The 12,427-nt window shown below is 63.2% G+C and carries 10 protein-coding genes and 1 pseudogene; 7 read left to right on the top strand and 4 right to left on the bottom strand.

Features of this window, described 5'->3' with window-relative positions:
• A pseudogene (locus EN879_RS39810) lies at positions 1-185 on the top strand (nitrilotriacetate monooxygenase); the annotation flags it as partial.
• Positions 182-1,432: an LLM class flavin-dependent oxidoreductase gene (locus EN879_RS09285; protein WP_063169825.1), complete on the top strand. Its 1,251-nt coding sequence runs from the start codon at positions 182-184 to the stop codon at positions 1,430-1,432. The pseudogene EN879_RS39810 and the gene EN879_RS09285, both read left to right, overlap by 4 nt.
• 12 nt (positions 1,433-1,444) lie before the next feature.
• Here EN879_RS09285 and xdhC read toward each other — a convergent pair whose 3' ends face one another.
• From xdhC to uraH, 4 genes are all read right to left on the bottom strand, one after another.
• On the bottom strand, positions 1,445-2,326 hold the full coding sequence (gene xdhC / locus EN879_RS09280) for a xanthine dehydrogenase accessory protein XdhC (RefSeq protein ID WP_127274019.1): 882 nt from the start codon (positions 2,324-2,326) through the stop codon (positions 1,445-1,447).
• A 74-nt stretch (positions 2,327-2,400) separates the two neighbouring features.
• On the bottom strand, positions 2,401-4,755 hold the full coding sequence (gene xdhB / locus EN879_RS09275; RefSeq protein ID WP_063169823.1) for a xanthine dehydrogenase molybdopterin binding subunit: 2,355 nt from the start codon (positions 4,753-4,755) through the stop codon (positions 2,401-2,403).
• Positions 4,755-6,236, bottom strand: coding sequence for a xanthine dehydrogenase small subunit (gene xdhA, locus EN879_RS09270; protein WP_063169822.1), 1,482 nt, complete (start codon positions 6,234-6,236; stop codon positions 4,755-4,757). Before xdhA ends, xdhB begins: the two co-directional genes overlap by 1 nt.
• Before the next feature lie 3 nt (positions 6,237-6,239).
• Positions 6,240-6,614, bottom strand: coding sequence for a hydroxyisourate hydrolase (gene uraH, locus EN879_RS09265; RefSeq protein WP_013528242.1), 375 nt, complete (start codon positions 6,612-6,614; stop codon positions 6,240-6,242).
• Between the two features lie 203 nt (positions 6,615-6,817).
• On the opposite strand from uraH, the gene puuE reads away from it, so the two are divergent.
• The 5 genes from puuE (at position 6,818) to EN879_RS09240 (ending at position 12,271) form a co-directional block, all read left to right on the top strand.
• Positions 6,818-8,236, top strand: a complete 1,419-nt coding sequence (gene puuE, locus EN879_RS09260) for an allantoinase PuuE (RefSeq protein ID WP_063169821.1) — start codon at positions 6,818-6,820, stop codon at positions 8,234-8,236.
• Positions 8,237-8,246: 10 nt separating this feature from the next.
• Positions 8,247-9,110 (top strand): bifunctional allantoicase/(S)-ureidoglycine aminohydrolase, encoded by an 864-nt coding sequence (locus EN879_RS09255; RefSeq protein ID WP_024501939.1) that lies wholly within the window; start codon positions 8,247-8,249, stop codon positions 9,108-9,110.
• Positions 9,107-9,613 carry an ureidoglycolate lyase gene (locus tag EN879_RS09250; RefSeq protein WP_013528245.1) on the top strand — a complete coding sequence of 169 codons (507 nt, stop codon included), beginning with the start codon at positions 9,107-9,109 and terminating at the stop codon, positions 9,611-9,613. Before EN879_RS09255 ends, EN879_RS09250 begins: the two co-directional genes overlap by 4 nt.
• Positions 9,610-10,203 carry a nucleoside deaminase gene (locus tag EN879_RS09245; RefSeq protein ID WP_013528246.1) on the top strand — a complete coding sequence of 198 codons (594 nt, stop codon included), beginning with the start codon at positions 9,610-9,612 and terminating at the stop codon, positions 10,201-10,203. The genes EN879_RS09250 and EN879_RS09245 overlap by 4 nt, the downstream gene beginning before the upstream one ends.
• A gap of 82 nt (positions 10,204-10,285) precedes the next feature.
• A complete protein-coding gene (locus tag EN879_RS09240; protein WP_063169820.1) occupies positions 10,286-12,271 on the top strand; it encodes a CocE/NonD family hydrolase in 1,986 nt (661 codons plus the stop codon).
• Positions 12,272-12,427: the final 156 nt, after the last annotated feature.

Raw genomic sequence — 12,427 nt, 5'->3', positions numbered from 1 at the left:
AAAAGGAATTCCGGGCGAGAGGCTGCGACGGGTTCAACATCCTGATGCCGGCACAGCTTTCTGCGCTCGACGATTTCGTCGATCTGGTCTTGCCGGCGCTGCGGCGGCGTGGCTTGTTTCGAGAGAACTATCGCGGAAAAACGTTGCGCTCGCATCTCGGGCTTGCCGGCGGAGGTGACCAATGACTGCCCGCCAGATGAAGCTCGGCGCCTTTCTGTGGGCGACAGGTCATCACATCGCCGCCTGGCGCCACCCCAAGGCGCACGTCACCGCCGGCATAGACATCGATCATTACATCCAGCTGGCGCGCACGGCGGAGGCGGCGAAGTTCGACATGGTGTTCTGCGAGGACGCCGCCGGCCTGCGTGAAGCCAATATCGGCATTGCCAGCCAGACGTCGCGCTCGATCGGTTTCGAGCCGATCAGCCTGCTCTCGGCGCTCGCCGTCCAGACCAGCCGCATCGGCCTCGTCTCGACAGCGTCGACAAGCTACAACGAGCCCTATGGGCTGGCACGAACCTTCCTGTCGATCGACCATCTGAGCGGCGGCCGGGCCGGCTGGAATCTGGTCACCTCGGCCAGCCCCATCGAAGCAGCCAATTTCGGCGCGACGGGCCTCAAGCCCCATGCCGACCGCTACGAACGGGCGCGCGAGTTCGCCGAGGTGGTGACCGGCCTGTGGCACGGCAAGGCTTCCGGCCATAACGGCCAGAGCTTTTCGGTTCGCGATCCGCTCGACCTGCCGCGCTCGCCGCAGGGCGCGCCGGTGATGGTTCAGGCCGGCGCCTCGGATGTCGGCCGCGACCTTGCCGCCCGCACCGCCGATGTGGTGTTCACGGCGGCGCAGACCTTCGAGGAAGCCAAGGCCTTCTATGACGATCTCAAAGGACGTCTGGCGGCCTATGGGCGCGAGCCGGACGACATCAAGATCATGCCGGGCGTCGCACCGGTGGTGGCGGAGACCGAAGCGGAGGCCCGTGAAAAATACGAGGAATTGCAGGAGCTGATCCCCGACGATGTCGGCGTGGCGCTGCTGTCCAGCTATCTCAGCATCTCCGATCTGTGGCGCTATCCGATCGATGGGCCACTGCCGGAACTGCCGGAGAGCGAGGGGATGAAGAGCAGGCAAGCGCTGGTCATCGAGCAATCGCGCCGCGACGGCCTCTCCATCCGCCAGCTCGCCCGGCATTTTGCCGGCGCGCGGGGCCATTGGCGCATCGTCGGCACAGCGGCCCAAGTCGCCGACGAACTGCAGGCGCGGTTCGAGGGTAGCGCGGCCGACGGTTTCAACGTCATGCCCTCATATTTCCCCGGGGAACTCGATGCCTTTGCCACGCTCGTCGTGCCGGAGTTGCAGCGGCGCGGACTGTTCCGGACGGAATACCAGGGCCGCACGCTGCGCGACCATCTGGGTTTGAAACGGCCGGTTTAGCTGCGGCGCAGCTTAGCTTGCCATCACCTTGCCATGCGGAATTTGATGGTCGGCATTTAAGGCTGCGTTGTGATTGACCAACGCCGTCATGATCTCGGCCGCAGCCAGCGCCGCGATGACCTGAGGGCGCTTGTCCTTGACGGTGTCGCCGCCAATTGGCGAGACGAGGCGGGCAAACTCGGCCTGGCTGCCGTCCGCCGATTTCAGGAACCAGGTCCTGAACGTCGCTTTCTTCGTCTTCGAGCTGATCATGCCGACATAGGCGGTGTCACCGCGTTTCAGCGCTTCCGCGACGATCAGGAAATCCAGCGCATGATCGTGGGTCAGGATGGCGAAGGCGGCGCCGGCGGGGGCATTCCGCACCATCGCTTCCGGCATAGCTGTCAGCCGTGTCTCGATGGTTTCGGGCATGCCTTCCAGTGCTTCGGCCCGCGTCTCGATGACGACGCCGTGCACGGGAAGAAGTGCGATCGCCGATGCCAGCGCCTGGCCGACATGGCCGCCACCGAAGATGTAGACGTACGGCAGGTGCGCCTCTTCGGCTTCGGCGGCCGCAACCAGGTCGCCGGCAAGCGCAGCATCGACGAGCCGGATCAAGACTTCGACGCGCCCGCCGCAGCATTGGCCGATCTCGGGACCCAGCGGGACGTCTAGGGTGGCGCAGACTTCGTCAACCTCGATGCGGGCTTCTTTGCCCAACATCTGCCTGGCCTTGTCGATCGCCATATATTCGAGCTGACCGCCGCCGATGGTGCCAAAGATCGCCGTCGGCGAGACGAGCATGAAGGCGCCCTTCTCGCGTGGCGTCGAGCCTTTTGTTCCGGCCACTTCGACCACGGCAACCCGACCGGCGCTGGCGAGAAAGGCTTTCAGGCTTTGCACTTTCGAGTTCATGGTTCACGTTCCCGAATGGGAAATATAGGTTTTTTCGGCCCGGATTGCACGCATTGCCGACCCTGGGGCCGGATTCAGGCGCCGGCCTCTTTCTTCAGCCGCTCGATCGCCATCAGAACCCGCTCCGGGGTCGCCGGAGCATCGAGGCGCGGGCAGATCCTGTTGTCGGCGACACTGGCCACCGCGTCCGATAGCGCATGCAGCACCGACATGCCGAGCGGGAACGGCGGCTCGCCGACCGCCTTGGAGCGGTGGATGGTTGGCTCGCCGGCTTCCGGCCAGTCGGCCAAGGTGACATTGAAGATCTTCGGCCGGTCGGAGGCGAGCGGGATCTTGTAGGTCGACGGTGCATGCGTGCGCAGCCGGCCCTTGGCGTCCCACCACAGTTCTTCCGTCGTCAGCCAGCCCATGCCCTGGATGAAGCCGCCTTCGATCTGGCCGATATCGATCGCCCGGTTCAGCGAGCGGCCACAGTCATGGAGAATATCGGTACGCTCGACCATGTATTCGCCGGTCAGCGTGTCGACCGAGACTTCCGAGCACGAGGCGCCATAGGCGAAATAATAGAAGGGGCGGCCCTCGCCCTTGTCGCGGTTCCAGTGGATTTTCGGCGTCTTGTAGAAACCAGCCGCCGACAGCTGGATGCGGGCCATATAGGCCTGCTTGACGAGGTCGGCGAAGGCGATTTCCTGGTTGCCGATACGCACCCGGTTGGGCAGGAACAGCACCTGATCACGCGGCACCTGATATTTTTCGGCGGCGAAATCGGTCAGCCGATCCTTGATCTGGCGCGCGCCATTCTGCGCCGCCATGCCGTTGAGGTCGGAGCCGGACGACGCTGCCGTAGCCGAAGTGTTCGGCACCTTGCCAGTCGTTGTCGCGGTGATCTTCACCTGGTCGAGATCGATCTGGAACTCTTCCGCCACCACCTGCGCCACCTTGACGTAGAGGCCCTGCCCCATCTCGGTTCCGCCATGGTTCAGGTGCACCGAACCGTCGGTGTAGACATGCACCAGCGCGCCGGCCTGATTGTAATGCGTGGCGGTGAACGAGATGCCGAACTTGACCGGCGTCAGAGCCAGGCCCCGCTTGATGAAACGGCTGTTGGCATTGAAGGCCGATATTTCACGCCGCCGCCGCGCATAGCTCGCGCTTTGCTCAAGCTCGGCGACGATGCGCTGGATGATGTTATCCTCGACCGTCTGGTGGTAGGGCGTGATGTTGCGGCCCCCCTCGCTACTGGTGCCGTAGAAATTCTTCTTGCGGATTTCGAGCGGATCCTTGCCGACGGCAAAGGCCACCTCGTCGATGACGCGCTCGGCGCCGACCATGCCTTGCGGGCCGCCGAAACCACGAAAGGCGGTGTTCGACACGGTGTTGGTGTAGAGCGGCGCCGACTGCGCATGCACAGCCGGCCAGAAATAAGTGTTGTCGCAATGGAACAGCGCGCGATCGGTTACCGGGCCGGAAAGGTCCGACGAAAAACCGCAGCGCGCCGCGAACATGAAATCGACGCCGAGGATGTTGCCCTCGTCATCGAAGCCGACCTCGTAATCGACGAGGAAATCATGACGCTTTCCGGTGGCGATCATGTCGTCGTCGCGGTCGGGCCGGATCTTCACGGCGCGGTGGTGCTTCTTCGCGGCGATCGCGGCCAATGCGGCAAACTGATTTCCCTGCGTTTCCTTGCCGCCGAAGCCGCCTCCCATGCGGCGGATTTCCACCGTGACGGCATTGCTCGGCACGCCGAGCGCATGGCTGACCATGTGCTGGACTTCGCTTGGATGCTGGGTCGAGGAATAGATGGTGACGTCCTGATCCTCGCCAGGAACGGCCATGGCGATATGGCCTTCGAGGTAGAAGTGTTCCTGGCCGCCGATGCGCATTCTTCCCTTTAGCCGGCGCGGCGCCTGACGGATCGCCGTAGCGGCATCGCCGCGCTTCAGAGTGAGAGGCGGCGTGACGAGCTTGTCCTTCTTCGGATCGAGCGCGCCGATGTCGGTGACGAAAGGCAATTCCTTGTATTCGACCTTTGCCAATCTTGTGGCGCGGCGCGCCTGCTCGCGAGTTTGCGCAATAACGCAGAAGATAGGCTGGCCGTAGAATTGCACCTTGCCGTCGGCAAGCACCGGCTCGTCGTGGCGGCCGGTCGGCGAAATGTCGTTTTCGCCCGGCACGTCACTGGCCGTCAGCACGTCGACAACGCCGGGCGCTGTACGCACCGCCGAGAGATCCATGCTGGTGATGGTGGCATGCGTGGCACCGGAAAGCCCTAGGCAGCCATGCAGCGTGCCTGATGGTTCCGGCATGTCGTCGATGTAGACGGCGGTACCGCTGACATGTTTGTGCGCGGAATCGTGGCGCTGATCGGTGGCGACGCCGCCAGCGATCTTTTCAGCCTTGAGGTTGGGGGCAGCGTGCTTGTTCATCATGCCGCCTCGTGCCTTGAAACCTGGACCGGCTCTCTGGTGCCGCTGCTCTCGGCAAAAAAGCGCAGCAGCAGGTTTTTCGCTGCCAGGGCGCGATATTCGGCCGAGGCCCGCATGTCGGTCAGCGGGGTGAAATCCCTGGCATATTCGGCCATCGCCGCTTCAACCGTCTGTTCGGTCCATGGCTTGCCGAACAGCGCTTTTTCGACGGAAGACGCCCGCTTCGGCGTCGCCGCCATGCCGCCATAGGCGATGCGCACCTCCGCCACCGTGCCGTCCTTGGCCAGATTCAGGAAAAACGCGCCAAGGGCCGCGGTAATGTCCTCGTCGCGACGCTTGGTGATCTTGTAGACGGCAAACTTCGTTTCCTTGGCCGGCACCGACACATGCACGGCCTCGACGAATTCACCCGGCTGCCGATCCTGTTTGCCGTAGGCGATGAAGAAGGTTTCCAACGGGATCGTCCGCTGCTTCTTGCCCTTGCGCAAGGTGAGACTTGCGCCAAGCGCGATCAATGGCGGTGGCGTATCTCCGATCGGCGAGCCGTTGGCGATGTTGCCGCCGATGGTGCCCATGTTGCGCACCTGTTCGCCGCCGATGCGATCGAACAATGGCCCCAACGCCGGGATGCGCTTCGCCAATGTCGCGAAGGCGTCAGTGTAGGTGACGCCGGCGCCGATCGAAATGACGCCCTTGTCTTCCGAGATGGTGCAAAGCCCGTCGAGATCGCCGATGAAAATGGCCGGTGAAATATCGCGCATGTGCTTGGTCACCCACAGGCCGACATCGGTCGAGCCGGCCACGATGGTAGCGCCGGGTTCCTTGTCCAGCACGGCGGCGAAATCGTCGACATCGGCCGGCACGACCAGCCGCGCCTTGCCGGTTCCGATCTCGACCCGGGCGCCGTCACGCATGGCCTCGAGCCTCGCGGTGATCGCCTTGCGTTCCGTGGCCAGCGGGTCCTTTGCCGCCTTGCCGTAGCTGGAGATGGCATGCGCGGCGCGCATGATCGCCTCATAGCCGGTGCAGCGGCAGAGATTGCCTTGCAAAGCTTTTTCGACATCCGCGTTCGAGGGATCAGGCGACTTCATCCACAAGCCATAGAGCGACATGACGAAGCCGGGCGTGCAGAAGCCGCATTGCGAGCCGTGGAAATCGACCATCGCCTGCTGCACCGGATGCAACTGGCCTGGCCCGCCACGCAGATGCTCGACCGTTACGACGTGTGTGCCGTCGAGCGAGCCGAGGAAGCGGATGCAGGCATTGACGCTTTCATAGACCAAGCCGCCCTCCGACAGCTTGCCGACCAGCACGGTGCAGGCACCGCAGTCTCCCTCGGCACACCCTTCCTTGGTGCCGCGCAGCGAACGGTCGAGCCGCAGCCAGTCGAGCAAGGTCGCGTCGGGTGCCACCGACGAAAGCGCCACATCCCTGCCATTGAGAATGAAGCGGATTTCGTTGCGGATGCTAATTTTGGTCATGCCTCAGCTCCCCCTGTAGGTCGAGTAACCGTAGGGCGAGACCAGCAGTGGCACATGATAATGCACAGGCTCGGCCATGCCGAAGCGGATCGGTATCACATCGAGAAAGGCCGGTTTCGGCAGGCTCAACCCCTGCTGGCGCAAATAGTCGCCGGCGGCGAAGACCAGTTCGTATTCGCCGGTGCGGAATTCCGCGCCGGCGAGCAGCGGCTTGTCGCAACGGCCGTCGGCATTGGTGAGAACGGTCTTCAGATGTGTCCGCGCCTTGCCCTCGAGGTGATAGAGCGCGATCGACAGTCCCGCCGCCGGCTTGCCGGTCGCCGTGTCGAGGACATGGGTCGTCAGACGCCCGCCGTCGGCTTTCGACGTTTCTGCCATTGGCCGCCTCCCATTTCCGGTACGAGCGAATTGGCCCGGTACGGTCAAGTATCAACAGTGAATTGTGCGCCAATTAAAGGCGATGCATAAGTCCCGGTCGAGCGGAGTGCGACAAAAACACTTTCAAAAATTTTCGGGGGAATGCGAGAAGCACCCTTTCGATATTCTGATCATACTTCGGGCCGTGCCCGGCGGGAGGGACGATGCGTTACAGCAGAGACATGCGTGGCTACGGAGCCAATCCGCCGGACCCGAAATGGCCTGGCGGTGCACATGTCGCCGTGCAGTTCGTCGTCAATTACGAGGAAGGCGGCGAAAACTGCGTGTTGCATGGCGACAAGGCGTCCGAAGCCTTCCTGTCGGAAATCGTCGGCGCGGCACCCTGGGTGGGTCAACGCCACTGGAACATGGAATCCATCTACGAATACGGCGCCCGCGCCGGCTTCTGGCGGCTGCTCCGGCTGTTCACCGAGTCGCAAGTGCCGATCACCTGCTACGGCGTCGCCACAGCGCTCGCCCGTTCGCCGGATCAGGTAGCGGCCATGCAGGACGCCGGCTGGGAGATCGCTTCGCACGGCTTAAGATGGATCGACTACCGCGACCACAGCGCCGAGGATGAGCGCCGCGACCTCGAGGCGGCGATCAAGCTGCACTACGAAGTGACCGGCGCGCGCCCGACCGGCTGGTATACGGGTCGCACATCGATCAACACGGTGCGGATTGTGGCGGAAGAAGGCGGCTTCGACTATGTGTCGGACACCTATGACGACGAGCTGCCGTACTGGTTCGAGCATGAGGGCGGCGCGCAGCTCATCATCCCCTATACGCTCGACGCCAACGACATGCGGTTCGCCACGCCGCAAGGTTTCAACTCGGGCGACCAGTTCTTTGCCTATTTGAAGGACAGCTTCGATACGCTCTATGCCGAGGGCAAGGCCGGCCGGCCACGCATGATGAACATCGGCCTGCACTGCCGCCTCGTCGGGCGGCCGGGCCGGGTGGCGGCGCTGAAGCGCTTCGTCGACTATGTGAAGTCGCACGACAAGGTCTGGCTGGCGAGGCGCATCGACATCGCCAAGCACTGGCAAGAGGTCAATCCTTATCAACCGGCGGCACTCCGCCCATCGAAGATGGAATTCGAGACCTTCGTCCACACTTTCGGCGGCGTGTTCGAGCATTCGCCCTGGATCGCCGAACGCGCCTACGAACTGGAACTAGGCCCGGCGCATGACACTTCGGGCGGCCTGCACAATGCGCTTTGCCGTATCTTCCGCTCCGCCAGCGAAACCGAGCGGCTTTCGGTGCTCAACGCCCATCCCGACCTTGCCGGCAAACTGGCCAAGGCCAAACGGCTGACGGCGGAATCGACCAGGGAACAGGCCTCGGCCGGCCTCGACGCGCTGACCGACAAGGAGCGCGAACTGTTTTCCAAGCTCAACGCCGCCTACGTCACCACCTTCGGCTTCCCTTTCATCATCGCGGTGAAGGGAAAGACGAAGGGGGAAATCCTGGCGGAGTTCGAGGCGCGCATCGGCAACAGCCGCGGCGTCGAATTCGAGACCGCCTGCAAACAGGTCGAGCGCATCGCGCTGCTCCGCCTCAAGGACATGCTTCCGCAATAGGTTTGAAACCATGGATACGATCAGGATGCCCGAGCGAACCTATTACGCGCCACATGGCGGTCATTCCGGCCAGAACGAGCTTCTGACCGGCCGCGCCGTCTTCACTGAGGCCTATGCCGTCATTCCCCGGGGTGTGATGCAGGACATCGTCACCAGTGCGTTGCCGTTCTGGGACGAAACCCGCGTCTGGATCTTGTCGCGACCGCTATCGGGTTTTGCCGAGACGTTCTCGCAATACATTGTCGAGGTCGCGCCCGGCGGCGGCAGCGATCGGCCGGAACCCGATGCCGGCGCCGAAGGCGCTCTGTTCGTGGTCGAAGGCGAACTGACGGTTCTGCTTGCCGGCAAGACGCATGTGTTGCGGCCCGGCGGCTTTGCCTTCCTGCCGCCGGCCAGCGGCTGGACGGTTCGCAACGAAAGCAGGGCCGCCGTGCGCTTCCACTGGATTCGCAAGGCTTACGAGGTGGTCGACGGTCTCGATGTGCCGGAAGCCTTCTTCACCAATGAGCAGGAGATCGCGCCAACGCCGATGCCCGGCACCGAAGGCCGCTGGGCGACGACGCGGTTCGTCGATCCGGCAGATTTGCGCCACGACATGCACATGACCATTGTCACGCTGGAACCCGGCGCGGTCATTCCCTTCGCCGAGACCCATGTCATGGAGCACGGTCTCTATGTGCTGGAGGGTAAGGCCGTCTACCGCCTCAACCAGGACTGGGTCGAGGTCGAGGCCGGCGACTATATGTGGCTGCGCGCCTTCTGCCCGCAGGCCTGCTATGCCGGTGGCCCGGGTAAATTCCGCTATCTGCTCTACAAGGACGTCAACCGGCACGCCAAGCTCGGCGGCGCCGGCATCGCAAGGCGCGCGCTGTGACCCGTATCGTCGCGCGGCCGCTGACCCGCGAGGGCTTTGCCCCCTTCGGCGATGTCATCGACATGGGCGGCGACAACCACTACCCGATCAATGGCGGCAGGGCCGAGCGCTATCATGATCTGGCTACCGCCGAAGCAACCGGTCCGAACGCCCGCGTGCTGATCTCGATGGTGCGCGGCACGCCCTACGAATTGCCCCTGAAATTGAGCATGGTCGAGCGCCATCCCTTCGGCAGCCAGGCCTTCATCCCGCTCTCGCCGCGCCCCTTCCTGGTCGTCGTCTGCCATGACGGGGAGCAGGGGCCGGGCGAGCCGCATGCCTTCATCACCGCACCCGGACAAGGCATCAATTACCGGCGCAATCTCTGGCATGGCGTGCTGACGCCGCTCGGCGAGGCTCAGGACTTCCTGATCGTCGACCGTGGCGGCGATGGCTCCAATCTCGAAGAGTTCCATTTCTCGCACGCCTACGAGATCCACTTGCCCAACGAGAGCCTCCTGTGACCGATATTTCACTGATCGACCGCCTGCTCGATGTGATCGAGCACGACATCGTGCCGAAGACGGCCGACGGCGTTACCTATGGCAACAAGCTGTTCGGCGCGGCGATCCTGCGCAAGGACGACCGTTCGCTGGTGCTGGCTGAAACCAACAACGAGATGGAAAACCCGCTCTGGCATGGCGAGGTCCACTGCCTGAAGCGTTTCTACGAAATGCCCAGGGCTGAGCGCGTCGATACGAAAGACGCCATCTTCATCGCCACGCACGAACCCTGCTCGCTGTGCCTGTCGGCGATCACCTGGACCGGCTTCGATAATTTCTACTATCTGTTCAGCCACGAGGATTCGCGCGACAGCTTCGCCATCCCGCACGACCTGAAGATCCTGAAAGAGGTCTTCACCCTCGATCCCGGCGGCTACAATGCCGAGAATGCCTACTGGAAGAGCTTTTCTATCCGCAGGCTGGTGCGAGCGTTGCCCGAGGCAGAGCGGCGACGGCTGGAGACCCGTATCGGCGCGATTTCGGCGCGCTACGATGAATTGTCCAACATCTATCAGGCGAACAAGGACGATAACGATATCCCGCTGAACTGACGCGGATTGACCAGCCGAATTCGTTGGCTGGCCCACGACGCGGCACGGCAGGCTCCATCATCTGGCGATCCTGGAGCATGCCATGAAAACCGTCACCGAATTTGCCCGCAAAATCGTCGAATTCCCGGACATGGGCATCGTCATGCCGGATGGCTGCCGCCTGTCGGCGCGGGTGTGGATGCCGGAGGATGCGGGCGACGATCCGGTGCCTGTCATCCTAGAGCATCTGCCCTACCGCAAGCGCGACGGCACCATCTTTCGCGATCAGCTGACGCATCCTTATTTCGCCGGCCACGGCTATGCCTCGATCCGCGTCGACATGCGCGGCAATGGCGATTCCGAAGGGCTGATGGACGACGAATATTCCGAGCAGGAATTGCAGGACGCCTGCGACGTCATCGCCTGGGCGGCAAGCCAGCCCTGGTGCAACGGCAATGTCGGCATGATGGGCATTTCCTGGGGCGGCTTCAACTGCCTGCAGGTGGCGGCCAAGCGGCCGCCGGCGCTGAAAGCGGTGATCAGCCTGTGCTCGACCGTCGACCGCTATGCCGACGACATCCACTACAAGGGCGGCTGCCTGCTGATCGAGAATTTCGGCTGGGCCTCGACCATGCTGTCCTACTCGTCGCGGCCGCCGGATCCGCTTTTGGCCGGCGACAACCGGTGGCGCGATCTGTGGCTGACCCGGCTGGAGAACCAATCCTTCCTGGCGCCGCTGTGGCTGAAACACCAGCACCGTGATGCCTACTGGAAGCGCGGCTCGATCTGCGAGGATTTTTCCGCCGTCAAAGCCGCCGTGCTGTCGATCGGCGGCTGGCATGACGGCTACCGCAACACCGTCTCGCATCTGGCGACCAACATCCAAGCCCCGGTCAAGGGCATCGTCGGGCCATGGATCCACAAATACCCGCACTACGCCGGGCCCAAGCCTGCCATCGGCTTCCTGCAGGAGGCCTTGCGCTGGTGGGACCGCTGGCTGAAGGGTGTCGACACCGGCGTCGAGGCCGACCCGGCCTACCGCGCCTATGTCATGGACAGCGTGCGTCCGGCGCGCTGGCACCCCGAGCGTCCCGGCCGTTGGGTGGCGGAGCAGGAATGGCCCTCGCCAACCATCAAGATGCAAACGCTCGATCTGATCTCCTCAACGGAAAAACCCGCCATCATCGCCTCTCCGCAAAGCTGCGGCCTGGCCGGCGGCGAGTATTTTCCCTTCACCTTCGGTCCCGAACTGCCCGGCGACCAGCGCCCCGACGATGCGCTGTCGGTGTGTTTCGACCAGCCGGAACTCAGCGAGCCGATCGACATCGTCGGAGCGCCGGAGGTCGAGCTGCGGCTGTCCTCTGATCGTCCGCAGGCCAACATCGCGGTCCGGCTTTGCGATGTGCATCCCGACGGCGCCTCGGAGTTGATCTCCTATGGCGTGCTCAATCTGACGCACCGCAATTCGCACGAATTCCCCGAGGCGCTGGTGCCGGGCGAAACCGTCTCGGTGCGCGTCGTGCTCGATCAATGCGCCTATCGTGTGCCGGCCGGCCACCGGCTGCGTGTTGCCGTTTCGAACGCCTATTGGCCTGCCATCTGGCCGTCGCCGGAGCCGGTCCAGCTCACCTTGTCGACGGCGACGCTCAATTTGCCGCTGCGGCCGCTGGCGACAGGCGACGAAGTAACGTTCGCCGAGCCGGAAGGTGCCACCCCCTGGGCAACAGAGACGATCCGCGCCGCCAATTCAGAGCGTCATGTCGATCGTGATGAGAAGACCGGAATGGTGACGCTTTCCATTGTTGACGATTTCGGCGAGGTGCGCGATCTCGCCCATGGCCTCGCCAATGGCAGCATCGCCCGCGAGACCTGGACGATCCATCCCGACGATCCGCTGTCGGCCTCGGGGAAGACGCACTGGACGCAGACCCTGTCGCGAAACGGATGGTCAGTACGCACCGAAACGACAGCCGAAATGCGATCGGACGGGCAAAACTTCAGCGTCAGCGCCAGAATCGAGGCCTATGAGGACGAAACCCTCGTCTTCGAGCGCAATTTCGAGGAGAAGGTGCCGCGCGCGTTTCTTTGAATGCCGATTTCATTGGTCCAATTGCGACGTACGATTTACGCCACGGCATGTCGCATTCGGTCTTGCTTACCGCTTTCCCTTGCGGTCATTATTCTCCTAACAAGAAACAAGAAAAACGACCGCAGAGTCGAACCAACAGAGTGAGGAACTCAAAAT

Origin of the sequence: Mesorhizobium sp. M7A.F.Ca.AU.002.02.1.1 (genome assembly GCF_003998535.1) — a bacterium.
In the GTDB taxonomy this organism is placed as follows: Bacteria; Pseudomonadota; Alphaproteobacteria; order Rhizobiales; family Rhizobiaceae; genus Mesorhizobium; species Mesorhizobium ciceri.
Note: the sequence above shows the minus strand (reverse complement) of the source record. Positions and strands in the feature narration are given on the sequence as shown.

Coding starts and splice junctions, on each gene's coding strand:
- xdhB (WP_063169823.1), bottom strand. CDS start 4,755: ATGAACAAGCACGCTGCCCCCAACCTCAAGGCTGAAAAGATCGCTGGC.
- uraH (WP_013528242.1), bottom strand. CDS start 6,614: ATGGCAGAAACGTCGAAAGCCGACGGCGGGCGTCTGACGACCCATGTC.
- xdhA (WP_063169822.1), bottom strand. CDS start 6,236: ATGACCAAAATTAGCATCCGCAACGAAATCCGCTTCATTCTCAATGGC.
- xdhC (WP_127274019.1), bottom strand. CDS start 2,326: ATGAACTCGAAAGTGCAAAGCCTGAAAGCCTTTCTCGCCAGCGCCGGT.
- puuE (WP_063169821.1), top strand. CDS start 6,818: ATGCGTTACAGCAGAGACATGCGTGGCTACGGAGCCAATCCGCCGGAC.
- EN879_RS09240 (WP_063169820.1), top strand. CDS start 10,286: ATGAAAACCGTCACCGAATTTGCCCGCAAAATCGTCGAATTCCCGGAC.
- EN879_RS09255 (WP_024501939.1), top strand. CDS start 8,247: ATGGATACGATCAGGATGCCCGAGCGAACCTATTACGCGCCACATGGC.
- EN879_RS09285 (WP_063169825.1), top strand. CDS start 182: ATGACTGCCCGCCAGATGAAGCTCGGCGCCTTTCTGTGGGCGACAGGT.